At 68.0% G+C, this 22,015-nt stretch carries 28 protein-coding genes; 16 read left to right on the top strand and 12 right to left on the bottom strand.

The annotated features are described in order from the left end of the window. Positions 1-52: 52 nt before the first annotated feature. The 11 genes from V7D63_RS06800 to V7D63_RS06750 all read left to right on the top strand — a co-directional run bounded on the left by V7D63_RS06800 (position 53) and on the right by V7D63_RS06750 (position 8,214). The gene (locus V7D63_RS06800; RefSeq protein WP_333591510.1) at positions 53-388 is read left to right on the top strand and encodes a DUF1491 family protein; all 336 of its coding nucleotides are present in this window, start codon (positions 53-55) and stop codon (positions 386-388) included. Beyond that, entirely contained in the window at positions 385-1,029 is a 645-nt protein-coding gene (locus V7D63_RS06795; RefSeq protein WP_333591509.1) for a DUF1345 domain-containing protein, read from the top strand. The genes V7D63_RS06800 and V7D63_RS06795 overlap by 4 nt, the downstream gene beginning before the upstream one ends. A 272-nt stretch (positions 1,030-1,301) precedes the next feature. Further along, complete coding sequence (locus tag V7D63_RS06790; RefSeq protein WP_333591540.1) at positions 1,302-2,756, top strand: DEAD/DEAH box helicase; 1,455 nt, start codon at positions 1,302-1,304, stop codon at positions 2,754-2,756. Positions 2,757-2,844: 88 nt separating this feature from the next. Further along, positions 2,845-3,663 carry a type I methionyl aminopeptidase gene (gene map / locus V7D63_RS06785; protein ID WP_333591508.1) on the top strand — a complete coding sequence of 273 codons (819 nt, stop codon included), beginning with the start codon at positions 2,845-2,847 and terminating at the stop codon, positions 3,661-3,663. 41 nt (positions 3,664-3,704) lie between these two features. Next, positions 3,705-4,436, top strand: a complete 732-nt coding sequence (gene radC, locus V7D63_RS06780) for a RadC family protein (protein WP_333591507.1) — start codon at positions 3,705-3,707, stop codon at positions 4,434-4,436. Further along, positions 4,433-5,431, top strand: coding sequence for a N(4)-(beta-N-acetylglucosaminyl)-L-asparaginase (locus V7D63_RS06775; protein ID WP_333591506.1), 999 nt, complete (start codon positions 4,433-4,435; stop codon positions 5,429-5,431). Before radC ends, V7D63_RS06775 begins: the two co-directional genes overlap by 4 nt. 22 nt (positions 5,432-5,453) lie before the next feature. Further along, the gene (locus V7D63_RS06770; RefSeq protein ID WP_333591505.1) at positions 5,454-6,053 is read left to right on the top strand and encodes a hypothetical protein; all 600 of its coding nucleotides are present in this window, start codon (positions 5,454-5,456) and stop codon (positions 6,051-6,053) included. A gap of 161 nt (positions 6,054-6,214) precedes the next feature. Next, on the top strand, positions 6,215-6,454 hold the full coding sequence (locus tag V7D63_RS06765; RefSeq protein WP_333591504.1) for a BolA family protein: 240 nt from the start codon (positions 6,215-6,217) through the stop codon (positions 6,452-6,454). A gap of 3 nt (positions 6,455-6,457) precedes the next feature. Further along, positions 6,458-7,372: an aldo/keto reductase gene (locus V7D63_RS06760; RefSeq protein ID WP_333591503.1), complete on the top strand. Its 915-nt coding sequence runs from the start codon at positions 6,458-6,460 to the stop codon at positions 7,370-7,372. 69 nt (positions 7,373-7,441) lie between these two features. Then, the gene (gene grxD / locus V7D63_RS06755; RefSeq protein ID WP_333591502.1) at positions 7,442-7,789 is read left to right on the top strand and encodes a Grx4 family monothiol glutaredoxin; all 348 of its coding nucleotides are present in this window, start codon (positions 7,442-7,444) and stop codon (positions 7,787-7,789) included. Then, positions 7,789-8,214 carry an acyl-CoA thioesterase gene (locus V7D63_RS06750; RefSeq protein ID WP_333591501.1) on the top strand — a complete coding sequence of 142 codons (426 nt, stop codon included), beginning with the start codon at positions 7,789-7,791 and terminating at the stop codon, positions 8,212-8,214. Before grxD ends, V7D63_RS06750 begins: the two co-directional genes overlap by 1 nt. Before the next feature lie 54 nt (positions 8,215-8,268). On the opposite strand, the gene V7D63_RS06745 is transcribed toward V7D63_RS06750, so the two are convergent. From V7D63_RS06745 to V7D63_RS06700, 10 genes are all read right to left on the bottom strand, one after another. Next, complete coding sequence (locus V7D63_RS06745; RefSeq protein WP_333591500.1) at positions 8,269-8,661, bottom strand: hypothetical protein; 393 nt, start codon at positions 8,659-8,661, stop codon at positions 8,269-8,271. A gap of 189 nt (positions 8,662-8,850) precedes the next feature. After that, positions 8,851-9,225 carry a hypothetical protein gene (locus V7D63_RS06740; protein ID WP_333591499.1) on the bottom strand — a complete coding sequence of 125 codons (375 nt, stop codon included), beginning with the start codon at positions 9,223-9,225 and terminating at the stop codon, positions 8,851-8,853. Between the two features lie 73 nt (positions 9,226-9,298). After that, on the bottom strand, positions 9,299-11,653 hold the full coding sequence (locus tag V7D63_RS06735) for a bifunctional diguanylate cyclase/phosphodiesterase (RefSeq protein WP_333591498.1): 2,355 nt from the start codon (positions 11,651-11,653) through the stop codon (positions 9,299-9,301). A 183-nt stretch (positions 11,654-11,836) separates the two neighbouring features. After that, positions 11,837-12,454, bottom strand: a complete 618-nt coding sequence (gene rpsD / locus V7D63_RS06730) for a 30S ribosomal protein S4 (protein WP_333591497.1) — start codon at positions 12,452-12,454, stop codon at positions 11,837-11,839. Between the two features lie 148 nt (positions 12,455-12,602). Further along, positions 12,603-13,217 (bottom strand): superoxide dismutase, encoded by a 615-nt coding sequence (locus tag V7D63_RS06725; protein ID WP_333591496.1) that lies wholly within the window; start codon positions 13,215-13,217, stop codon positions 12,603-12,605. 248 nt (positions 13,218-13,465) lie between these two features. Continuing rightward, the gene (locus tag V7D63_RS06720) at positions 13,466-13,708 is read right to left on the bottom strand and encodes a hypothetical protein (protein WP_333591495.1); all 243 of its coding nucleotides are present in this window, start codon (positions 13,706-13,708) and stop codon (positions 13,466-13,468) included. Beyond that, positions 13,705-14,547, bottom strand: coding sequence for an S-formylglutathione hydrolase (gene fghA / locus V7D63_RS06715; RefSeq protein ID WP_333591494.1), 843 nt, complete (start codon positions 14,545-14,547; stop codon positions 13,705-13,707). The genes V7D63_RS06720 and fghA overlap by 4 nt, the downstream gene beginning before the upstream one ends. Before the next feature lie 38 nt (positions 14,548-14,585). After that, positions 14,586-15,371 carry a hypothetical protein gene (locus V7D63_RS06710; RefSeq protein WP_333591493.1) on the bottom strand — a complete coding sequence of 262 codons (786 nt, stop codon included), beginning with the start codon at positions 15,369-15,371 and terminating at the stop codon, positions 14,586-14,588. Then, positions 15,368-15,748, bottom strand: coding sequence for a VOC family protein (locus V7D63_RS06705; RefSeq protein ID WP_333591492.1), 381 nt, complete (start codon positions 15,746-15,748; stop codon positions 15,368-15,370). The genes V7D63_RS06710 and V7D63_RS06705 overlap by 4 nt, the downstream gene beginning before the upstream one ends. A gap of 64 nt (positions 15,749-15,812) precedes the next feature. After that, entirely contained in the window at positions 15,813-16,919 is a 1,107-nt protein-coding gene (locus V7D63_RS06700) for an S-(hydroxymethyl)glutathione dehydrogenase/class III alcohol dehydrogenase (protein ID WP_333591491.1), read from the bottom strand. A 267-nt stretch (positions 16,920-17,186) separates the two neighbouring features. Here V7D63_RS06700 and V7D63_RS06695 point away from each other — a divergent pair, with 267 nt between their 5' ends. Beyond that, a complete protein-coding gene (locus V7D63_RS06695) occupies positions 17,187-17,666 on the top strand; it encodes an HdeD family acid-resistance protein (RefSeq protein ID WP_333591490.1) in 480 nt (159 codons plus the stop codon). A 25-nt stretch (positions 17,667-17,691) separates the two neighbouring features. Further along, the gene (locus V7D63_RS06690) at positions 17,692-18,399 is read left to right on the top strand and encodes an NAD-dependent deacylase (RefSeq protein ID WP_333591489.1); all 708 of its coding nucleotides are present in this window, start codon (positions 17,692-17,694) and stop codon (positions 18,397-18,399) included. Here V7D63_RS06690 and V7D63_RS06685 read toward each other — a convergent pair. Further along, a complete protein-coding gene (locus tag V7D63_RS06685; RefSeq protein ID WP_333591488.1) occupies positions 18,396-18,974 on the bottom strand; it encodes a manganese efflux pump MntP in 579 nt (192 codons plus the stop codon). The two genes, V7D63_RS06690 and V7D63_RS06685, sit on opposite strands and share 4 nt — an antisense overlap. Positions 18,975-19,285: 311 nt before the next feature. Here V7D63_RS06685 and V7D63_RS06680 point away from each other — a divergent pair, with 311 nt between their 5' ends. The 3 genes from V7D63_RS06680 to V7D63_RS06670 are packed head-to-tail and all read left to right on the top strand — an operon-like array spanning position 19,286 to position 21,001. Next, complete coding sequence (locus V7D63_RS06680; RefSeq protein WP_333591487.1) at positions 19,286-19,723, top strand: hypothetical protein; 438 nt, start codon at positions 19,286-19,288, stop codon at positions 19,721-19,723. Beyond that, positions 19,716-19,925 (top strand): helix-turn-helix transcriptional regulator, encoded by a 210-nt coding sequence (locus V7D63_RS06675; RefSeq protein WP_333591486.1) that lies wholly within the window; start codon positions 19,716-19,718, stop codon positions 19,923-19,925. The genes V7D63_RS06680 and V7D63_RS06675 overlap by 8 nt, the downstream gene beginning before the upstream one ends. Positions 19,926-19,936: 11 nt before the next feature. Continuing rightward, positions 19,937-21,001, top strand: a complete 1,065-nt coding sequence (locus V7D63_RS06670; RefSeq protein WP_333591485.1) for an alpha/beta hydrolase — start codon at positions 19,937-19,939, stop codon at positions 20,999-21,001. On the opposite strand, the gene V7D63_RS06665 is transcribed toward V7D63_RS06670, so the two are convergent. After that, entirely contained in the window at positions 20,998-21,762 is a 765-nt protein-coding gene (locus V7D63_RS06665; protein ID WP_333591484.1) for an RNA methyltransferase, read from the bottom strand. The two genes, V7D63_RS06670 and V7D63_RS06665, sit on opposite strands and share 4 nt — an antisense overlap. Between the last annotated feature and the right edge of the window lie 253 nt (positions 21,763-22,015).

Genomic DNA, 22,015 nt, shown 5'->3' with positions numbered 1-22,015 from the left:
TGACCCTAGGCCCATACGGGTTCCGGTCTGGTTTCCGAGCAGGGTTAGCGATTTGCTTCTTTCGTCAGACGTCTGGGTCGCCGCCTTGATCCGCCGGGCCGAGGTCGCCGGGGCCAATGCGACGGTCGTCAAGCGCGGCGACGACCGCGCCGGAACGGTGATCGTCAAGGCCTATGACACCTCCACGCGCCAGGCGCGGCTCTATACCGAGGCCTTCGGTCCTGACGGCGAACGACTGTGGATCCAGCCCGTCCAGAGCGAGTTCGAGAGCGAGCTGGACGCCTATGTCGAGCGCCAGCGCCGCTATGATCCCGATCTCTGGGTGGTCGAGGTCGAGGACCGCCAGGGCCGCCACTTCATCACTGAAAAGGTTCAAGAGCCGACATGATCCGCGCGCTGCGTCTGTACACGCCCCTTTTGGCGTCCCTGGCCGTGGGCGCTGCGGTCGCCCTGGCTCTGACCCTGACCGGGCGGGACGCCGCGTGGCGCGCCGTGATCGGTTGGGACGCGACCTGCGCTGTCTTCCTGATCCTGGCGGCCGCGCGGGCGACACGGGTTCGCGACATCGACGCCATCCGCCGCCGCTCCCAGGCCCTGGACCAGGGCGGTCGCTGGATCCTGCCGCTCAGCATCTTGGCGGCCGGTTTCGCCTTGGGCGCCGTCGCGCTGGAGGGCGCGGGCGGCCAGGGGCGGCCCTCTGCGGCCATGACCGGCCTGACGATCCTGACCCTCGCCCTGTCGTGGAGCTTCGTGCAGGCCCTGTTCGCCTTCCATTACGCGCATGAATTCTACGCCCCGAACGACAAGGGCCATGACCGGCGCGGCCTGTTGTTTCCCGGCGAAACGACCCCGGACTATTGGGACTTCATCCATTTCGCGATCGTCATCGGCGTCGCCGCCCAGACCGCCGACATCCAGATCACCAGCCGCACCCAGCGCCATGTCGCGACCCTGCACAGCCTGACCGCCTTCGTCTTCAACACGGTGATCGTGGCCATGGCGGTGAACCTGGCCGTCAGCCTGTTTTGAGCCTTCGCCTTGACGCCGCCTTATTCACAGCCCATCTGATGCTGCATCGCACCATGCGATGACCGGCGTGCTCCAGCGCGTGAGGGTCCGACCCCGGACCTGTCTGTAGAAGCGCCCGGCTCCTCGAGATCATACGTCGCCGCATCACGCGGGGCGACGCCCGTTTCCCGCCCCGCCTCCGGGGCCGGCGACGCGCGTCATCCCGGCGAAGCCCGGCCGCGCACGTCGTCGCATATCGAAAGACGAACGTGAGCAAGACCACTTTTGAATCCATGGGCCTGAACCCGGCCCTGTTGCAGGCCCTCCAGTCGGAAGGCTACGCGACCCCCACCCCGATCCAGCAACAGGCCATTCCCGACGTCATGTCCGGCAAGGACCTGCTGGGCATCGCCCAGACCGGCACCGGCAAGACCGCGGCCTTCGCCCTGCCGATCCTGCATCGCCTGGCGGCCAATCGCATCGCGCCGCGCCCCCGCACGACCCGCTGCCTGGTCCTGTCGCCGACGCGCGAACTGGCCACCCAGATCGGCGAGAGCTTCAAGGCCTATGGCAAACACCTGGGCTTCCGCGTCGCCGTCATCTTCGGCGGCGTCAAATACGGCGCCCAGGAACGCGCCCTGCAACAGGGGCTGGACATCCTGGTCGCCGCGCCGGGCCGCCTGCTGGACCACATCCAGCAAAAGACCCTGGACCTCTCGACCTGCGAGATCTTCGTGCTGGACGAAGCCGACCAGATGCTGGACCTGGGCTTCATCAAGCCGATCCGCCAGATCGTCAGCCGCATCCCGGCCAAGCGCCAGAACCTGTTCTTCTCGGCCACCATGCCCAGCGAGATCGGCAAGCTGGCGGGCGAACTGCTGAAAGACCCGGTCAAGGTCCAGGTCACGCCCCAGGCCACGACGGTCGAGCGCATCAAACAGTCGGTCGTCTGGGTCGAACAGGGCCGCAAGCGCGCCCTGTTGACCGAGATGTTCAGCGATCCGGGCTATACCCGCTGCCTGGTCTTCACCAAGACCAAGCACGGCGCCGACAAGGTCGCGGCCTATCTGGAGGCGGGCGGCGTCGAGGCCGGCGCCATCCACGGCAACAAGAGCCAGCCCCAACGTGAACGCACTCTGGAAGCCTTCAAGAAGGGCAAGCTGCGCGTCCTGGTCGCCACCGACATCGCCGCGCGCGGCATCGACGTCGACGGCGTGACCCACGTCGTCAATTTTGAACTGCCCTATGTGCCGGAAGCCTATGTCCACCGCATCGGCCGCACGGCCCGCGCGGGCGCCGACGGCACGGCCATCAGCTTCGTCGCCGGCGACGAGATGAAGCTGTTGAAGGACATCGAGAAGGTCACCCGCCAGAAGATCCCGACCCAGGACCGCCGCAACGATCGCGCGCTCCAGGCGCTGGACGCCTCGATCATGGCCTCGGGCGTCGGCAAGAAGGCCACCTTGCCCGAGCGTGAGGGCGGCGACCGCCAGAACCAGCCGCGCCGCCGCAACCCGCATCGCGACGGCGTCCGTCCCGAAGGCGGCGGCCAGCCCCATCGCCAGCGCAAGGGCAATCGCACAGACGCCGCCCGCGCCGCGCCCCCGGCTCGCGCCTATGATCCGATGGCCGGCGAACGGCCGCGCCCCGTCAACAACGATCCGCGCGTCGAACCCAAGCCGGTCGACAAGCTGAAGCGTCGCCGTCGTCGCCCGTCCAACGGCGGCCAGGGCTACGCCAAGGCCTGAATCCGAACCTGAACCTGAACCGAGGGCGGGCGCCCCGTCCGCCCCCGGTGCGTTGTGCTATAAGTCTTCATTCGATCCCGAGACCCCCATGTACGAGACCCAGGACCTGGACACCGAAAGCTTCATCCGCTCAGCCGAAATCCGCGTGCACGACGCCGAAGATTTCGAGGGCATGCGCAAGGCCGGACGCCTGGTGGCCGAGGCGCTGGACATGATCGCCCCCCATGTCGTTCCGGGCGTGACCACCGGCGAACTGGACGACCTGGTGCGCGAGTTCACGCTCGACAACGGCGGTCTGCCCGCCTGCCTGGGCTACAAGGGCTACACCAAGACCATCTGCACCTCGATCAACCATGTCGTCTGTCACGGCATCCCGGGCGACCGGGTGCTGAAGGAAGGCGACATCGTCAACATCGACCACACGGTCATCGTCGAGGGCTGGCACGGCGACTCCAGCCGCATGTATGCGGTCGGAGAGATCAATCCGCGCGCCAAGAAGCTGGTCGACGTCACCTATGAGGCCCTGCGTCTGGGGCTGGAGCAGGTGAAGCCGGGCAACACCTTCGGCGACATCGGTTACGCCATCCAGAAATACGTCGAGGCCCAGCGCATGTCGGTGGTCCGCGACTTCTGCGGCCATGGCATCGGCCGCGTGTTCCACGACAGCCCCAATGTCCTGCACTACGGCCGTCGCGGCGAGGGCGCGGTGCTGAAGCCGGGCATGTTCTTCACCGTCGAGCCGATGGTGAACCTGGGCAAGGCGCCGGTGAAGGTGCTGTCCGACGGCTGGACCGCCGTGACCCGCGACAAGTCCCTGTCGGCCCAGTGCGAGCACACGGTCGGCGTCACCGAGACCGGCGTCGAGATATTCTCGGCCAGTCCGGCGGGCCTGTTCCGCCCGAACTGAAGCCGCTTGATCGGCGCGCCCCAGACGCTACCGTCCGGGGCGTGACCGACGACGCCGACACGCCCGCGAAAGCCAAGCCGCGTCATTCCGGCCACCGCGACCGGCTGCGCGAACGCGCGGCCCTGGGCGGGATCGAGGCCCTGCCCGACTATGAGCTGCTGGAGATGCTGCTGTTCCGCAGCATCCCCTACAAGGACACCAAGCCCTTGGCCAAGGACCTGCTGGCCCGGTTCGGCGGACTGGAAGGCATCGGCGCCGCCACCCATGAAGCGGTCGAGGATCAGATCGCCAAATCCATGGGCTATGCGCGGGGCAAGGCGTCGCGCGCCGCGGCCCTGGACCTGCGCTTGATCTTCGCGGTGGCCCAGCGCGTGGCCAAGGAGCCGGCGGCCAAGCGGCCGGTGATCTCGTCCTGGACCGCCCTTCTGGCCTATGTCCGCATCGCCTTGCAGCACGAGCCGAGGGAACAGTTCCGCGTCCTCTATCTCGACAAGAAGAACCAGTTGATCCTCGACGAAGTCCAGAACCGGGGCACGGTCGATCACGCCCCGGTCTATCCGCGCGAGGTGGTGCGGCGCGCGCTGGAGCTGTCGTCCAGCGCCCTGATCCTGGTGCACAATCATCCTTCGGGCGATCCGACGCCCAGCCGCGCCGACATCGACATGACCCGCCAGGTGATCGAGGCGGGCCGCGCCCTGCACGTCGAGGTGCACGACCATCTGATCGTCGGCCGCGACGGCGTGGCCAGTTTCAAGCAATTGGGGTTGATGTGACCGACCTGTCCCGCAGAACCACCCTGGGCCTGGCGGCCGCGCTGGCCGCCGCGACCGCCGCACAGGCCGAGGAAACGGCGCCCGCCGTCATGGTCTCGACCTGGGATTTCGGCCGCATCGCCAATCAGGCGGGCTGGGAGCGGCGCCTCGCGGGCGGCTCGGCCCTAGACATGGTCGAGGCCGGCGGGCGTGTGGCCGAGGCCGACCCCACAAACACCTCCGTGGGCCTGGGCGGCTGGCCCGACCGCGACGGCAAGGTGACGCTGGACGCCTGCGTCATGACCTGGGCCGGAGACGTCGGCGCGGTCTGCGCGCTGGAAGACGTCAATCACGCCGTCTCGGTGGCCCGCGCGGTGATGGAGAAGACCCCCCACACCATGCTGGTGGGCGAAGGCGCGCGCCGCTTCGCCCTGGACCAGGGGTTCCAGACCGCCGTCATGCCGACGCCCCAGGCCGAGGCGGCCTGGCGCGAATGGCTGAAAACCGCCGACTACGCCCCACGCATCAACCGCGAGAACACGGACTGGCGCGCCACGCCCGGCGGGCCGGGCAATCACGACACCATCGGCCTTCTGGCCATCGGCGCGGACGGCCGCATGGCCGGCGCCTGCACCACCTCGGGCCTGGCCTTCAAGATGCGCGGCCGCGTCGGCGACAGCCCCATCATCGGCGCGGGCCTGTATGTCGATGACGAGGTCGGCGCCGCCACCGCCACCGGCGTCGGCGAAGACGTGGTCCGCGTCGTCGGATCGCATTCGGTGGTCGAGGGCCTGCGCGCGGGCCTGGACCCGACCACGGCCTGCCGCCGGGTGATCGAACGCCTGGCCCGGCTGCGCGGCGACAAGATCGCGCGGTCCCAGGTCGCCTTCCTGGCCCTGGACCGCCAAGGCCGCGCGGGCGGCTTCGCCCTCCAGCCCGGCTTCACCTACGCCGTCACCACGGCCGACGGCGCCACCCGCATCCTTAGGGCGGATAGTTTGTTCCAGGGCGGTTGAACGCAGCAACTCAGAGTTTGTCATGTCCCTGACCTCCGCGATTTCCGTCTCCCTGGTGATGTTCCTCGCACAGTCACCGACCCTGCAGGCGCATCGAGAACTGGGTCAGGCTGTTCAACCTCGCGAGCTTCAAGGGCTGGAACACCAACCTCCTGGAGCAATCTTCATCGGCGGCTTCGCGACACCAGGCGGCACTGAGCGAAACGTCATTGAATTTTACCACTATTCGAGACGTTCGCCCTTCAGCGCCGTTGTTCCCATAGCGCGTCGAGCACGCGAGACGCCCGATGGTCAGGGAGAGGCGCAATGGGCGGACGGACGCAGTTGTCCGGGCCTCTACTCAGTTCTGGCCGCCTTCGAACGGCTATCGCCGCCGCTTTTCCGCGTCCCCGCTTTGGCGGAGCCGATCCCGAGATCCAGTCCGCCTTCAGTTGGGTTCCCCCTGCATGGCAGCCTCGTGTCGGTATGGGGCCACGCCACGCAAGCGGACGGCGGCCCGATGTTCATGACCCTCTCGGGCGCCAACGGCCTTATCGATGAATGGGTGCGTTGGGCTGATCGGCAGTTGCAAGACTGCTGGACCTTAACGGAGCCGCCCAAGCCCGACGAGGCTGAGGACTGATCCAAAGACAGCAATGCGAGACGGCGCCTGTGCAATCAGGCGCCGTTTTCGCGTCTGGGGTCTCATTCCCCATCAATGGCTTCCTCCATCGCGACCGGATGTAGCCCCCCGTTAAGGTTTACAGCCCATCCTTTCCGGCGAATCCAAGCTAGGCCCCGCCCATGCCCATGTCCGCCGAAGCGCTTCGCGCCCATCTGGTCGAGGCCTTTCCCGACGCCGAGATCGAGATCATCGATCTGGCCGGCGACGGCGACCACTATCGCGCGCGCATCGTCTCGGCCGCCTTCGCGGGCGCGCCGCGCGTGAAACAGCATCAGATGGTCTATGCCGCCCTCAAGGGCCGGATGGGCGGCGAGCTGCATGCCCTGGCCCTCGAAACCTCGGCGCCGACAGGAGGTTGACCGATGCGTTACCGCCCCTTCGGACGTTCCGGCGCCGCTATCTCCAACCTGACCCTGTCGCTGGGGTTCGACGCCCTGTCGCGCGGCCCGGCCGAGGTCAAGGAGCTGATCTATTCGGCGCTGGAGGCGGGCATCAACGCCTATCGGCTGGAGACGGCCGATCCGGTGCTGGCCGAGGTGGTCGGCCAGGCCCTGTCGCACATTGACCGCAAACTGGTCTGCGTCAGCCTGGCCATGGGGCGCGGCGACGGCCGCCGGGGCCACGAACGCGACTTCACCGCCGAGGGCATGACCGGCGCCATCGATCGGGCGCTGCACGTCTCGGGCCTGGGCTGGATCGATCTGGCCCTGTTGGAAGAGCCGGGAGAGGACGAACTGCCCCAGGCGTCGCTGAACGCGCTGAAGGCCTTGCGGTCGACCGGTCGGGTCCGGCTGTTGGGCGTCGCCGGCGACGGCGAGGTGATGGACGCCTATGTCTCGACCGGCGCCTTCGACGTGCTGGCCACCCCCTATCACGTCAATTCCGAATGGAAGGTCCGCAACCGCATCCGCACCGCGCGCGAACACGACATGGCGATCTTCGCCTATGACTATTTCCCCGACGCCCTGAACACGGCCAAGAAGGCGGCGGCCTCCGATCAGGAACAGAAACGCGGCTGGTTCGGTTTCGGCGGCAAGAAGAAGGAAGGCCCGCTGGCGGGCGCCGGGACCTTCGCCTTCCTGCACCAGACGCCCCATTGGGACGCCGAGAGCATCTGCCTGGCCTATACCCTGACCGAACCGTCGATCTCCAGCGTCGTGGTGCGCGCCGACGACCCCCAGCGGCTGGCCGTCCTGGCCGACATCACCGAGCGCGACATGCCGCCCGGCCTGGCCGCCCAGATCGAAATGGCCCGCGTCAGCGCCAAGGCCGCCTGAGACCGCACGTCGCCTTGACCGCGCCCCCTTGGGCGCCTAGCTGACGAGCAGTCTTTCAAGAGGTTCCCCGTGACCGACGCCGCCGCCGACCCCGCCCACGCCTTCATCGCCCAGACCGTCGCCGAACATCCGGTGGTGCTGTTCATGAAGGGCACGCCCGACGCCCCGCGTTGCGGCTTCTCGGCCCTGACCGTCCAGATCCTGGATCATGTCGGCGCGCCCTTCGTCGGCGTCGACGTGTTGCAGGACGAAAGCCTGCGCGAAGGCATCAAGTCCTTCACCGACTGGCCGACCATCCCCCAGCTCTATGTGAAGGGCGAGTTCGTGGGCGGTTCGGACATCGTGCGCGAAATGTTCGGCGCGGGCGAGCTTCAGGCCTTGCTGACCGAAAAGGGCGTCGCCCTGGGCGAGGCCTGATGGCCCGGCCGCATCTCGAACCGCGGCCCGACCGAGAGGTCTTCGAGCTGGCGCTGGACGTGCGGCCGGAACACATCGACGAGAACGGTCACGTCAACAACGTCGTCTATGTCGGCTGGCTGCAAGACGCGGGCACGGCCCACTGGAACGCCCGTTTCGACGCCGACACGCGCGGCCGCTGGTCCTGGGTCGGAACCCGGCACGAGATCGACTATTTCCGCCCCATCGCGCCCAATGCGACGGGGGTGAAGGCCCGCACCTGGGTCGGCGAGCCGCAGGGACCGCGCTTCAACCGCTATGTCCGCATCGAGGACGGCGAGGGCCGCCTGTGCGCCCAGGGCGTCACCGAATGGGTTCTGGTGGACGCCGCGACCATGCGCCCCCACCGCATCCCCGCCGACATCCTGCCGGCGTTCCAGCGCTAGTCGTCCGCTCGACGATCCTTCCCCGTGAACCGGGAAAGGACCCATCGACAGGCGTCAGAGCTTCAGCGGGTTCAACAGCCGGAACGGGCCGGACGCGGTGACGTCCAGGTCTTGCAGCGACCAGCTCAGCTCCACGCCGTCCGGGACCAGGGCCTTGCACAGGTCCGGGTCTTCACGCTCGACGCCCAGGCCGACCGCGCCGTCGTCCGAGACGTCGACATGGACAGCGAAATCCTCGGCCTGAGTGCAACCGTTGGAATCGACGCGGACATACAGGCGGCCGTCGGTGATCCGCGCCGAGCGGACCGGCTCCAACCGAGCGGTCTGGATCGAGACGCGCGCGCCCCTCTCCAGAACGCGGGGTCCGTCATCCGTGACATGGACGACGCAGGCCGACAGCAGGGGCGGCAGAACCGCCCCCGCCAAAAGGATGCGCAGGCCCCTCACTGGGCTTGCGCCGGGGCCTGATGCACGACCCGAGTGGTCGGCTTGTCGGTGGCGATGATGATGCAGCCCGACAGCAGCGGAGCGGCGATGGCGACGGCGAGAACGAGGCGCAGCATGGTTTTTCCCCTTATGGTCAAGCTTGCCTGTTCAGAAGAACCGGCCGCACCTGAACCGAAGATGAACGTCCGCTCAGGTCTGGGGCAGTTGCAGCGGATTGTTGACCGAGACCCGGTCGCCGGGGTTCAGGCCCAGTTCCTCGAACGACCAGGTCACCTCGACGCCGTCGGCCGACGGGTGATCACAGCGGTCCTCGAACACGCGCCGCAGGGTGATCACCGCTTCGCCGCCCTGGCGGCTGACGATGGGTTTCAGGCTGGTCTTGTCGGTGCAGCCGTTCGACGTCACCCAGAACACCGCCCTGTCGCTGCCGAAGGCGGCGGCGTGCAGCGGTTCCAACTGGCCCGGCATGGCCGCCTGAACGGTCTCGGCGCGGCTCCACGGCCAGTGGGCGCAGCCCCCCAACAGCGGCGCGACGGCCAGGCCGATCACGACGATCCTCTTCACCGCTCCACCCTCCGGTCTCGGCCGCATCCTTCGCCTAGAATGCCCGTTTTCGCGCCGAAAGGGAACGGCCCGTTCAGGCCACGCGGCTGTCCCGAACCTCGACCGCCTCGGCGGGCGTTGACTGGCCGCGCAGGCCAGGGCGGCCCAACAGATAGCCCTGAACCTCGTCGCAGCCCTGCTCGCGCAGGAAGTCCAGTTGGCCGGCCGTCTCGACACCCTCGGCCAGAACCGGGATGTCCAGGCTCTCGCCCAGGGCCAGGACGGCGCGGATGATGGCGCGGGCCTGGGGGCTGCCGTCCAGTTCGGACATGAAGGACCGGTCCAGCTTGATCTTGTCGAACGGGAAGGCGCGCAGCGTCGACAGCGACGAATAGCCGGTGCCGAAATCATCCATGGCGATGGTCACGCCCAGGGCCTTCAGCTGGCGCAGCACATGGGTGGTGCGCTCCAGGTCGCTGATCATGGCCGTCTCGGTGATCTCCAGCTCCAGTCGGCTGGGCGGCAGACCCGTCTCCAACAGGATGACGTGCACCAGGCGCGGCAGATCGACATGCGACAACTGGATCGGCGACAGATTGACCGCGATCTTGTGCGGCTCGTCCCAGGTCGCGGCCTCGGCGCAGGCGGCGCGCAGCACCCATTCGCCGATCGGCAGGATCAGGCCGGTCTCCTCGGCCAGCGGGATGAACCGCTCGGGCGAGATATAGCTTCCATCGGCCTGGGGCCAGCGCAGCAGGGCCTCATAGCCGGTCACCGCCCCGGTCTCGACCGAGGCCTGGACCTGATAGTGCACCTGGAACCGCCCGGCGTCCAAGGCCTCGCGCAGGGCCAGGGTCATGCGGCGGCGTTCGCGCACCGCCTGGTCCATGTCGCTTTCATAGAAACAGACGTCGGCCGTCAGGGACGCCTTGGCCCGGTACATGGCCAGGTCGGCGTTGTTGATCAGGACCGAGGTCTCCTCGGCGTCATGCGGCCAGAAGGCGACGCCGATGCTGGCGCCCGACGCCACCTCGGCGTGTTCCACCCCCATGGGCGTGGCGATGGCCACGCGGAAGCGTTCGGCGACCGCCAGGGCCTCTTCACGCTCGGTCACCGGCGCGATGGCGACGAACTCATCGCCGCCCAGGCGCGCCAGGAACTCGCCCGGCCGCATCGCCTGGCGCAACTGATCGGCGACATGGACCAGCAACTGGTCGCCCACGCCGTGGCCGTAGATGTCGTTGACTTCCTTGAAGCGGTTCAGGTCGATGGCGAACAGGGCGAACATGTCGTCCTCTCCGGCCAGGGCCGCCTGACGCGCCAGCTTGTCCAGGAACGAGGCGCGGTTCGGCAGGTCCGTCAGGCTGTCGTTGCGGGCCAGATGGGCGATGCGACGCTCCTGGGCCAGGCGCGCGCGCAGGTCGCGCACGGCGAAGATGCGGAACTGGCCTTCGCCCTCGCCGCCGGCCTGGCGGCGCACGGCCACCTCGACCGGGATGGCCGGCGATTCGCCGAAACGCAGTTCGCTCTGAACCAGGACGCCTCCGTCCATGGCGTCGGCGTCGTCGATCCAGTTGGAGACACGACGTCCCAGCAGGTCCTCAACGGCCACGCCGCACAGGTCGGCGAAGGCGGCGTTGGCCAGGACGACGCCGCTCTCGCCTTCCACCAGCATGCCGTCCACGCTGCCTTCGATCAGATGTTTCAGGCGCGCCAGGGACTGGCCCCGCGCCCGCTCGTCCAGCACATGGGCGGCCACGGCGATGCCCAGGATCAGGAAACCCACGGTCGCCACGCCCAGGGCCAGCAACCCCTGCGCCGCCTCGCCGGTCAGCGCACCCGCCGACGGCGCCAGCGGCAGCACCTCCATGGCCGCCATGCCGGTGAAGTGCAGCGCCACGATGGTCAGCACCAGCAGAACAGCGCCGACATGACGCTTCAGGCCCGGCAGCCTGCGCGCCGTCACGTCGAAGGCCACCGCGCCGCCCGCCAGGGCCGCCGCGACCGACGCCACGACATAGGCCGGCGACCAATAGACAAAGGCCTCGGCCGTGAAGGCGGCCATGCCGGTATAGTGCATCGCGGCCACCGACACGCCGAACACCGCGCCGCCGATCGCGGGCGCCCGTCGGCCCGGCCTGGCGCCCACGGCCATGGCGGACATGCAGCCGACCGCCGCCAGGATCAGGGACAAGGCCGTCAGCAGCGGCGCATAGGCCACCTCGACGCCCGGCCGATAGGCCATCATGGCCACGAAATGGGTGCACCAGATGGTCGCGCCCCCAGCGATGCCGCCCAGGAAGATCCAGACGTCTCGTCCCGCCACGGGCGCGGCGCGGACACGACGGTACATATTGGCCGTCACCGCCGAACCCGCCAGGCAGATGACGGCGGCGAGCAGCGTCAGGACATAGTCGTGCTGGTCGACAAGGCAGGAGATCAGACGCATCGAAGAAGAAGATTCCGAAAATTGAACCTCTTCACATAGCCGACAGCCGTTAACGATGACGGCAAGGGCTACGGTTAACCGCCGTTAGCGAACGGCCGCGCGCCGACATCTCGCCTCGGCCATGAAAAAAGGGCCTCGGATCGCTCCGAGGCCCCTGTTTCCTTTGGGGGAAACCGCCCGTCCTTAGGACGAGTAGTATTCGACCACCAGGTTCGGCTCCATCTTCACCGGATAGGGCACGTCGGCCAGTTCGGGCGTACGGGCCACGCGAACCGAGAAGCCGCGATCACCCAGTTCCAGATAATCCGGCACGTCGCGTTCCGACGACTGCTGGGCTTCCAGCACCAGGGCCATGTTGCGCGACTTCTCCTTCACCTCGACGACGTCGCCGACCGAGACGCGGTAGGAGGCGATGTTCACCTTCTTGCCGTTGACGGTGACGTGGCCGTGGTTGACGAACTGGCGGGCGGCCCAGACGGTCGGCACGAATTTGGCGCGATAGACCACGGCGTCCAGACGGGCTTCCAGCAGGCCGATCAGGTTCTCGGGCGTGTTGCCCTTGCGGCGCGCGGCCTCGTCATAGGTCTTGCGGAACTGCTTCTCGGTCATGTTGCCGTAGTAGCCCTTCAGCTTCTGCTTGGCCTTCAGTTGAAGACCGAAGTCGGAAACCTTGGACTTGCGGCGCTGGCCGTGCTGGCCGGGACCGTACGAACGCTTGTTGACCGGGGATTTGGAACGACCCCACAGGTTTTCACCCATGGCGCGGTCGATCTTGTACTTGGCGCTGTGGCGCTTCGACATATTCGCTCTCTATGCGGATGCGGCCCGGCCCCTCCACGATTGGAAGGGCGATCTCAACGGCGGTCCACGCATCGTCCGTAATGGTTCGCGCCCCAGGCTTGCGGCCGGGGCGTGAAGGCGGGGCTTATCGACGCCCCGCCCGCCGGAGTCAAGCGGTCGCGGCCGCGAACAGGGCGTTGGCCTTGTTCCAGTTCACCACCGACCAGAAGGCCTTCAGATAGTCGGCGCGGCGATTCTGGTACCGCAGATAATAGGCGTGCTCCCAGACATCAGCGCCCAGCACCACCGCGCCCCTCTCCTCGGCCACATCCATCAGCGGATTGTCCTGATTGGGGGTGGAGGTGATCTTCAGCCTGCCGTCTTGAACAATCAGCCAAGCCCAGCCCGAGCCGAACTGACCGGCGCCCGCGGCGTTGAAGTCGGCCTGAAACTTCTCGAAGCCGCCCAGGTCGCGGTCGATGGCGGCGGCCAGTTCGGCCGACGGTTCGCCGGTCTGGCCCTGGGGCGCCATCAGCTCCCAGAACAGGCTGTGGTTCCAGTGGCCGCCGCCGTTGTTGCGCACGGCCTTGGGCAGTTTGGACATGCCCGCGAACATCGCTTCCAGGCTCTGGCCCTGCAGGGCGGGATCGGCGTCCACCGCCTTGTTCAGATTGTCGACATAGGCCTGGTGGTGCTTGTCGTGATGGAAGGCCATCGTCTCCTTGTCGATCGCCGGTTCCAGCGCGTCATAGGCGTAGGGCAGCGGGGGAAGGGTGAAGGCCATGACAGGCTCCTTATCAAACGGCGTCGGGGAAGGACCTCCATCTAGGAAGCCGTTCGCCGAACCCAAGCTTGGCCGTGCCGGATTGTCCCGTCAGGGTTCAGACCCGACAAAAAAGCGCGTCTATCGAGTCTATCGAGTCTATTTCGTTGGTCCCTTCGCTGAACAGCATGGGCCGCACCCTAGCGCGGGTCTGCGCCGGATGCGGACGCGGAGCGCCCCAGGGTCCGGCCTCGATTCAAGGCCCGAGCCTAGCCGACGCCCTTGGCGTGGGTCTTGATGCAGTCGCGCACGGCCCGTTTCAGATCGCCGGACGCCGAGATCAGGTCCATGCCGTCGGCCTGGAACACGGCCTTCACCGCGGCGTCCAGCCCCTGGGGCAGGGCCTCGATCACCCGCCGCTGACCCTTGTCGTGCAGACAGAAGCCCAGTTCGACGCACAGGGCGCTGAACATCGGACCCAGCCGGTCGTGCAGATCCTGATCATAGCTCATTGCACCGGTCCCTTCAGTCGCGTCGCATGGAAAGCGATATGGTCAGCGATGAAACTGGCCATGAAAAAATAGCTGTGGTCATAGCCCGGCTGCATCCGCAGGGTCAGCGCCTGCCCCGCCGCCCGCGCCGCCTGGACCAGCAGTTCCGGTTTCAACTGTTCGGCCAGGAAGGGATCGGCGTCGCCCTGGTCCACCAGGATGTCGTCATACACGCCGGTGGCCGCGCCCGCCTCGATCAGCCGGGCCGCATCGTGGCGAACCCACGCCTGGCGATCCTGGCCCAGATAGGCGCTGAACGCCTTGTCGCCCCACGGACAGCGCGTCGGCGAACAGATGGGCGCGAAGGCCGAGACGCTGCGGAACCGGTCGGGATGACGCAAGGCCAGGGTCAGGGCGCCGTGCCCGCCCATGGAATGGCCCATGATCGACCGCGTCCGCGTCGTCGGGAACGCCTGGTCGATCAGGGCGGTCAGTTCGTCGACGACATAGGTCTCCATGCGGAAATGCGGCGCCCAGGGCGCCTGGACCGCATCGACATAGAAGCCCGCCCCCTGGCCCAGATCATAGGCCTGATCATCCGCCACGCCCTGACCGCGCGGCGAGGTGTCGGGCGCGACGATGATCACCCCCTGCTCGGCCGCCGCCCGATAGGCTCCGGCCTTGGTGGTGAAATTGTCCTCGGTGCAGGTCAGGCCCGACAGCCAGATCACCACCGGAAACGGTCCCTGGCCCGGCGGGGTGAACACCGACAGCGTCATCGGCGTGCCGGTGACGGCGCTGTCATGCTTCAGGTATCGGAGCACGCCGCCGTGCACGACGTGGGTCTTCAGGGTTTCCATGCCCCGTTCCTCAGGCCCCGCGCCGCCGCCGTCAACCGTCAGTCCAGCCGACGTTCCATCATCACCAGGTCGGTGGTGGTCCGCGCGCCGTCGTCGCCGTCGCGGACCCGCAGTTCGGGCAGGACGCGATGGGTGATGCGAAAACCCAGCCGCTCATAAAAGGGTCCCGCCGTCTGGGTGCCCAGGTGGGCCGCGACGACGCCCGCGTCGCGCAACGTAGCCTCAAGCGCCTGGCCCAGCCGCGTGCCGACGCCGGCCGGCAGGCCGACGTCCAGCGTCATGGTGGCGATATAGGCGTATCGTCGACCGTCGCGCTGATGGATCGAACCCCAGGCGCCGCCGCGCAGCCGACCCTGGCCGTCATGCAGCTCCAACAGGAAGTCGGGCCGGATCTTGGGATCAGCCTCATCGACCGCCTCCAGATAGAGGGTGCGCGGGGCCTCGGAGAGGTCCAGTCGATAGGTCCAGGTCCCGTCCGGTCCCGCGGGCATGTCGATACGCTCGCCGCGCCATCCGGCGGCCGACAACGGCGCGCCGACCACCTCTGCATAGGTGGTCAGGATCACCACGCGGCCGATCGGCGCCCCCGTCCGCTCCAACGCCGCGATCCGGTCCGCGACATGGGCCAGGGCGTCAGCCAGGAACGGAGCCGCCCCCGTCAGATCGGGATAGTCGACCACGATGTCCGGGTTGAAGCCGAACTCAGGCTCGCGGGCCAGGAACAGGTCGAACAGCGCCGCCGCTCCGGCCGCCAGTTCGGCCCTGTCGACATGATCCGAGGTCCGGGCCGTCAGCGTCAGCCCGACCTCTTCAAAGCCCGTCACGGGCGATGCAGGGCGCAGATCTTATTGCCGTCGGGATCGCGTAGATAGGCCAGGACCAGCTTGCCGAACGGGCCGTTGCGTTCGCCCGGCGGGTCTTCGATGGCGCGGCCTCCGGCGGCGACGCCCGCCGCCTGGAAGGCGGACACCATCTCCGGCGTCGCGGCGAAGAAGCCCAGGGTGCCGCCGTTGGCGTGGCAGGCCGGTTCGCCGTCGATCGGCTTGCCGATGGCGAAGGCGCCGCGATCGGTGCGCCACCAATAGCGCCCCTTGGGATCCGGTCCCGCGGCGGCGCCCAGCCCCAGCGCGCCCAGGGCGGCGTCATAGAACCGGCGCGACGCCTCGACGTCATTGGCGCCCAGGACAACGTGGGTGAACATGGTTTGCTCCTGCGACCGTTCGACGGAAGCCTAGCCCAAGTCAGTTGCTTTATGCAACGGACAATTAGAACACCACCACGCTGCGGATGCTCTCGCCTGCGTGCATCAGGTCGAAGGCCTCGTTGATGCGCTCCAGCGGCAGGGTGTGGGTGATCATCGGGTCGATCTCGATCTTGCCGTCCATGTACCAGTCCACGACCTTGGGCGTGTCGGTGCGGCCGCGCGCGCCGCCGAAGGCCGAACCGCGCCAGACGCGGCCGGTGACCAGTTGGAACGGGCGAGTGGCGATCTCCTTGCCCGCCTCGGCCACGCCGATGATGACGCTCTCGCCCCAGCCGCGATGGCAGGCCTCCAGGGCCTGGCGCATCACTACCGTATTGCCGGTGCAGTCGAAGGTGTAGTCGGCCCCGCCGCCGGTCAGCTCGACCAGATGCGCCACCACGTCGGACACAGCCTTCGGGTTCACGAAATGGGTCATGCCGAAGCGGCGGCCCCATTCCTCTTTCGCCGGATTGATGTCAACGCCGACGATCATGTCGGCCCCGACCATCTTCAGCCCCTGAATGACGTTCAGACCGATGCCGCCCAGGCCGAACACCACGCAGTTGGCGCCCGGCTCGACCTTGGCCGTATTGACCACCGCGCCGACGCCGGTGGTCACGCCGCAACCGACATAGCAGGCCTTGTCGAACGGCGCGTCCTTGCGGATCTTGGCCACCGCGATCTCAGGCAGCACCGTGTAGTTCGAGAAGGTCGAACAGCCCATGTAGTGGGCGATGGCTTGGCCCTTGTAGCTGAACCGGCTGGTCCCGTCGGGCATGACGCCCTTGCCTTGGGTGGCGCGGATGGCGGTGCACAGATTGGTCTTGCGGCTGAGGCAGGATTTACACTGGCGGCACTCGGGCGTGTACAGCGGGATCACATGGTCGCCGACCGCGACGGAGGTCACCCCCGGCCCGACCTCGACCACCACGCCCGCCCCCTCATGACCCAGGATCGACGGGAAGATCCCCTCGGAATCCAGCCCGTCCAGCGTATAGGCGTCGGTGTGGCAGATGCCGGTCGCCTTGATCTCGACCAGCACCTCTCCGGCGCGCGGCCCCTCCAGATCGACCTCGACGATCTCCAGCGGACGTTTGGCCTCGAAGGCGACGGCGGCGCGGGTCTTCATGGATCGGCTCCTCTGCTTTCCTGCTCGTCTGGCGGACGCCCGAGGGGTCGCATCGGCGGCGGCGGCTTTCAACCCCGACGCGTGCGAAAGTCGGGGAGATTCCGCAACGTGCCGCCGATCGCCGCCCACGGAACGGTGATTGGCGATCACCACGCACAGGCGTATCTTTCGCGCGTCAACAATGCAGGGAGGCTTGTCATGACATCCAACCCCATCTCGGACCTCGGTCGCGGCCTTAGGGTCGTCAGTGCGCTTTACGGAATTCTGATGATCCTGTTCGGGATCGCGGCGCTGGCGGCGCCGGTGATATCGACCTTGGCCACTGTCATGGTGGTCGGCTTCGCCCTGATCGCCGGTGGTCTGGTGGGCCTGTTCGCGTCCTTCACCGAGCGCAAGGGCTGGGCGATCCTGGTGAACGCCCTTTGGGCCGTCCTGGCGCTGGCGCTGGGGATCTGGATGGTCATGAAGCCGGGCGTCGGGGCCGTGTCCCTGACGATGTTGCTGGGCGCCGTGCTGGTGGCGCGCGGCGTGACCGGCATGCTGCTGGCCTTCGACAGCAGCTTCGGCCAGGCGCGCCTATGGCTGGGCCTGGGCGGCCTGCTCAGCCTCGTGCTGGGCTGCATCGTGTTGTTCAAACTGATGGAGATGGCCGGGCTGACGCTGGGCACCATCGTCGGCATCGACTTCCTGGTGGCCGGTTTCAGCCTGCTGATCGCCGGCATGATGGGCCGACGCGCACTCGGATAGCGGTAAGGGCGCCGCGTCGGTCGGGATGCATTCCAATCTCGTCATCCTGACCGGCGCGGGCGTCTCGGCCGAATCCGGCGTGCCGACCTTCCGCGCCGACGACGGCCTGTGGCTGGGCCACAGGATCGAGGATGTGGCGACGCCCCAGGCCTTCGCCCGCGACCCGGCCCTGGTCCAGGACTTCTACAACCGGCGCCGCCGCCAGTTGCCCCAGGTTCACCCCAACGCCGCCCACCGCGCCATCGCCGAGCTGGCCGCACGCTGGCCCGGCCGATTGACGCTGGCGACCCAGAACGTCGACGACCTGCACGACCGCGCCCATGACGCGACGCCGCCCGGTCCCGGCTTTGAACTGATCCACATGCACGGCGAGTTGTTGAAGGCGGCCTGCACCGCCACCGGCCGGGTGTGCGACTGGCCGGACGATCTCGATCCGCATCACCCCAGCCCCTTCAGCCCCGACGGACGGCTGCGGCCCCACATCGTCTGGTTCGGCGAGACGCCGCTGGAGATGGAGCGGATCGAGCAGGCGCTGGCCGCGTGCGATCTGTTCCTGTCCGTCGGCACCTCGGGCGCCGTCTATCCCGCCGCCGGTTTCGTGCGCCTGGCGCGGGCGGCGGGCGCGCGCACGGTGGAGATCAACCTGGAACCCAGCCTGGGCGCCGCCCAGTTCGACGAGGGCCTATACGGCCCGGCGACCCAGACCGTCCCGGCCTTTCTGGCGACGCTTTAGCCCATCCAGCCCATGTGATCGGCCAGGATCGACAGGCCGATCAGGATCAGGGCGACGCCGCCCAGGAATTCGGCGACCTTGCCGAAGCGGACGCCCACCGCCTTGCCGATCATCATGCCGAGGGTCGTCAGCACGAAGGTCGAGACGCCGATCGACAGGGCGATGATCCAGATGTTGGCGCCGATGAAGGCCAGGCCCACGCCCACGGCCGCCGCATCGATCGAGGTGCCTACGGCGGTGGCGACCAGGGCCAGGGCGCCGTTGCGCGCCGCACGGCCAGGCGCGCCCTCATCCTCGGCGTCCACCGGCTGAAAGGCCTCCCACAGCATCTTGGCGCCGACCGCGCCCAGCAGGCCGAAGGCGATCCAGTGGTCGATCTGCTCCACGAACCCCGCCGCCATCAGACCCAGGCCCCAGCCGATCAGGGGCGTGATCGCCTCGATGACGCCGAACACCAGGCCGTTGCGCACGGCCGTCGCGAACACCGGGCGATGGGCCGCGCCGCGCCCCACGGCGGCGGCGAAGGCGTCAGTCGACATGCTGAGCGACAGGACGGCGATCGACAGAGGGGTCATGAAAAACGATCCGCCGGGCACATGAGACCGCGCCTCCACGACCCCGCCGGTGAAGGGTCGCGAAGCACGCTGGTCTCGCTAAGCGGATGAACCGCCGACCGCACCACGGGCCGCGAGGCCGCGAGTGTGTTGACACGGTCCCGGCATGACAGGCGCCGGAAGCTACTCCCCAACGCGGCCGCGTCTAGCGGCTGGCGCGGCCCAGATCAATCCTGACGGACGCCGCCGCCCCGAACGCCTTTTGACGGGCCGCTTGACATCGAGTAACGAAAAGGTGACAAAAAGTCACTCTAGGGTGACACGAGGCGCAGATGGCGCGAACCGAAGCCGAGAAAGCAGAACGCCTGTCCCGGCTGCGCGCCGGGTCGGCCGTCGGGCTGGGCCTGGCCTTTCCGATCGCCCAGACGCTCAGCCTGGGCGATCCCGTCTGGGGGTCGTCCAATGTCATCCATCTGTTGGCCTGGTTCGTCTGGGCCGCCGCCTTCGCGGTCTTTCTGGTGTGGGGGGCGGGTCTGTTCCGCGGCCGGATCGCACGGCTGGCGAACGACGAGACGACGGTGGAGAACCGCAACCGCGCCCTGGGCATGGGCTTCTGGGGCGCCGTCATCGCCGCCTTCCTGGCCTATTGGGCCAGCTTCTATGAGCCGATCACGGCGCGCGACGCCTGTCGGTTCATCATCACCTTCGCGGCCACGCCGGCCCTGATCCGCTTCGGCCTTCTGGAACTGAGGGCGATCCGCGATGGCTGAGCGGCTGGGCAATCGACTGAAAGAAGCGCGCGCGGCCATGGGCCTGACCCAGGCCGAACTGGCCGAACGCACCGGCGTGACGCGCAAGACCATCAACACCGTGGAGAACGGGATCTTCGTCCCCTCCACCCTGCTGGCGCTGCGGATGGCTCAGGTGCTGGGTCGGCCGATGGACGCCCTGTTCTTCATCGATACGGACTGAGGACCTTCCCCATGTTCAAGATTTTCGCACGCGCCGTCGGCGTGACGATCTTCTGCGTCCTGGCGCTGGCCGCCTTTCTGCTGCTGAAGCCGGTCCCCCAGACCGTGGACCCGATCCAGCCGCGAGACAGCACGCGGTACTGGACCATGCCCGGCGGCTATCGCATCGCCTATACGCGCATTCCGGCCCAGGGCCAGGTCCGCAAGCCGCCGGTGATCTTCCTGCACGGCGGGCCGGGCGGCTATGTCCATTCGGCCATCATCCGCACCCTGGCGCCCTTGGCCGCCGACGGGCGCGACGTCTATCTGTACGACCAGTCCGGCACGGGCCTGTCGGATCGCCGCGCCCGGCCCAAGGACACCACCATCGCCGGCCACCTGGCCGATCTGGAGGCGATCCGCGTCAAGCTCGGCGTCGAACGCATCGCCGTGATCGGCCACAGCTTCGGCGGCCTGCTGGCCGCGCTGTACGCCGCCGACCACCCCGACCATATCGACCGCCTGGTGCTCAGCGCGCCGGGCGCCTTGGAACCAGCGAGCTATGACGCCGACGGCAGGCCCGCGACCGAGCGGCTCTATCCGATCCCGGCCGAGCTGAAATTCACTCCGCCGGACGGCTATGTCGAGGCGACCGGGGCCGAGCGGATGCCGGTGCGCGCCCAGGCCTCGTTCCTGCTGGCCCAACTGTTCAATGTGAAATTCGCCCCGGATCGAGAGATGGACGCCGCCATCAACACCCTGGCGTCCGGCTTCACCCGCACCATGGTCTGCGACCCGGCCCATGTGAAACCCGAGGAAGGCGGCGCGGGGGCCTATTCGCGCGCCGGCTCCAACTTCTATCCCGACGACTTCAAGGATCGCCGCCCGGCCATGCGGCGCATGACGGCGCCGGTGCTGGTGCTTCAGGGGCAGTGCGACTTCATCGCCTATGGCGACGCCTATGAATACGCCGCCACCTTCCCGAACGCCCGGTATCGCTATGTCCCGCGCGCCGGCCACATCATCTGGTGGGACCAGCCGACCGTCTATCAGGCCGCCATCCGCGCGTTTCTGAACGACGCCGACGCCGCACCCTAGTCCGTGGCCCGGGTCTTCGCCGCCAGCTTGGCCAGGACCCGGCCGCGCCCCTTGGCCAGGGCGTGGATCACGCCGCGGAAGGTGGCCACCTCCTGCTCGGTGAAGGCGGCCCGGCCCAGCATGACGCGCAGGTTCTGGCTCATCGACCGCTTCTTCTCGGGCGGATGGAAGAAGCCGCCCTCGTCCAGTTCGCGCTCCAGATGCTCGTACATGCCGACCAAGAGGTCGTTCGAGGCGGGCGGGTCGCCCTCGCGGAATTTCGGCGGCGGGGCGTCCAGCACCAGGGTGCGCCACTCATAGGCGTTGATCGCCACCGCCTGGGCCAGGTTCAGCGAATGGTGGCGCGGGTCGATGGGAATGGTGGTGATGCCCTGGGTCAGGGCGATGTCGGTCGTCTCCAGCCCGGCCCGCTCGCCGCCGAACAACAGGCCGGTCTTCAGGCCGGACGCCGTGTCGTCCCACAGGATGCGCGCCGATTCTCGCGGCGTGCGCACCGGCAGACGGGTCTCGCGCGGGCGGGCGGTGGTCGAAAAGACGGTGTTCAGATCGGCGACGGCCTCGGCCACGCTGTCGAACACCCGCACGCCCTCCAGCACCCAGTCGGCGCCCGAGGCCGTGGCCCAGGCGCGATCCTGGGGCCAGCCGTCGCGCGGACTGACCAGACGCAGGTCTTCCAGGCCGAAATTGGCCATCACCCGCGCCACGGCGCCGATGTTGTCGGCCAGTTGCGACCGGTCGAGGATGACGGCGGGGGGAGTCATAGGCGCTCTCTAACCCTTCTCCCCTTGAGGGAGAAGGTGGGCGGCGATAGCCGCTCGGATGAGGGGTGAGGTTCAGCGGGCAGGATGGCGGACGATGGGCATGAGGCTGGCAGCCCCCTCATCCGTCTCGCTCCGCGAGCCGCCTTCTCCCCTGGAGGGGAGAAGGCATGCCGTCTCAGTCCTCGCCGACCATGGCCATCCACGGATCGGCGGTTCCGGCCTCGACCTCGGCCACCTTGACCGCCGGCCAGCC

Source organism: Brevundimonas sp. (assembly GCF_036732845.1).
GTDB lineage: Bacteria > Pseudomonadota > Alphaproteobacteria > Caulobacterales > Caulobacteraceae > Brevundimonas.
Note: the sequence above shows the minus strand (reverse complement) of the source record. Positions and strands in the feature narration are given on the sequence as shown.

Excerpts from the sequence above, each read along its gene's own strand:
- V7D63_RS06795 (WP_333591509.1), top strand. The coding sequence starts at position 385 with ATGATCCGCGCGCTGCGTCTGTACACGCCCCTTTTGGCGTCCCTGGCC.
- V7D63_RS06790 (WP_333591540.1), top strand. The coding sequence starts at position 1,302 with ATGGGCCTGAACCCGGCCCTGTTGCAGGCCCTCCAGTCGGAAGGCTAC.
- map (WP_333591508.1), top strand. The coding sequence starts at position 2,845 with ATGTACGAGACCCAGGACCTGGACACCGAAAGCTTCATCCGCTCAGCC.
- V7D63_RS06770 (WP_333591505.1), top strand. The coding sequence starts at position 5,454 with ATGTCCCTGACCTCCGCGATTTCCGTCTCCCTGGTGATGTTCCTCGCA.
- V7D63_RS06765 (WP_333591504.1), top strand. The coding sequence starts at position 6,215 with ATGCCCATGTCCGCCGAAGCGCTTCGCGCCCATCTGGTCGAGGCCTTT.
- V7D63_RS06760 (WP_333591503.1), top strand. The coding sequence starts at position 6,458 with ATGCGTTACCGCCCCTTCGGACGTTCCGGCGCCGCTATCTCCAACCTG.
- V7D63_RS06750 (WP_333591501.1), top strand. The coding sequence starts at position 7,789 with ATGGCCCGGCCGCATCTCGAACCGCGGCCCGACCGAGAGGTCTTCGAG.
- V7D63_RS06735 (WP_333591498.1), bottom strand. The coding sequence starts at position 11,653 with ATGCGTCTGATCTCCTGCCTTGTCGACCAGCACGACTATGTCCTGACG.
- rpsD (WP_333591497.1), bottom strand. The coding sequence starts at position 12,454 with ATGTCGAAGCGCCACAGCGCCAAGTACAAGATCGACCGCGCCATGGGT.
- V7D63_RS06725 (WP_333591496.1), bottom strand. The coding sequence starts at position 13,217 with ATGGCCTTCACCCTTCCCCCGCTGCCCTACGCCTATGACGCGCTGGAA.
- V7D63_RS06720 (WP_333591495.1), bottom strand. The coding sequence starts at position 13,708 with ATGAGCTATGATCAGGATCTGCACGACCGGCTGGGTCCGATGTTCAGC.
- fghA (WP_333591494.1), bottom strand. The coding sequence starts at position 14,547 with ATGGAAACCCTGAAGACCCACGTCGTGCACGGCGGCGTGCTCCGATAC.
- V7D63_RS06705 (WP_333591492.1), bottom strand. The coding sequence starts at position 15,748 with ATGTTCACCCACGTTGTCCTGGGCGCCAATGACGTCGAGGCGTCGCGC.
- V7D63_RS06700 (WP_333591491.1), bottom strand. The coding sequence starts at position 16,919 with ATGAAGACCCGCGCCGCCGTCGCCTTCGAGGCCAAACGTCCGCTGGAG.
- V7D63_RS06695 (WP_333591490.1), top strand. The coding sequence starts at position 17,187 with ATGATCCTGTTCGGGATCGCGGCGCTGGCGGCGCCGGTGATATCGACC.
- V7D63_RS06690 (WP_333591489.1), top strand. The coding sequence starts at position 17,692 with ATGCATTCCAATCTCGTCATCCTGACCGGCGCGGGCGTCTCGGCCGAA.
- V7D63_RS06685 (WP_333591488.1), bottom strand. The coding sequence starts at position 18,974 with ATGACCCCTCTGTCGATCGCCGTCCTGTCGCTCAGCATGTCGACTGAC.
- V7D63_RS06680 (WP_333591487.1), top strand. The coding sequence starts at position 19,286 with ATGGCGCGAACCGAAGCCGAGAAAGCAGAACGCCTGTCCCGGCTGCGC.
- V7D63_RS06675 (WP_333591486.1), top strand. The coding sequence starts at position 19,716 with ATGGCTGAGCGGCTGGGCAATCGACTGAAAGAAGCGCGCGCGGCCATG.
- V7D63_RS06670 (WP_333591485.1), top strand. The coding sequence starts at position 19,937 with ATGTTCAAGATTTTCGCACGCGCCGTCGGCGTGACGATCTTCTGCGTC.
- V7D63_RS06665 (WP_333591484.1), bottom strand. The coding sequence starts at position 21,762 with ATGACTCCCCCCGCCGTCATCCTCGACCGGTCGCAACTGGCCGACAAC.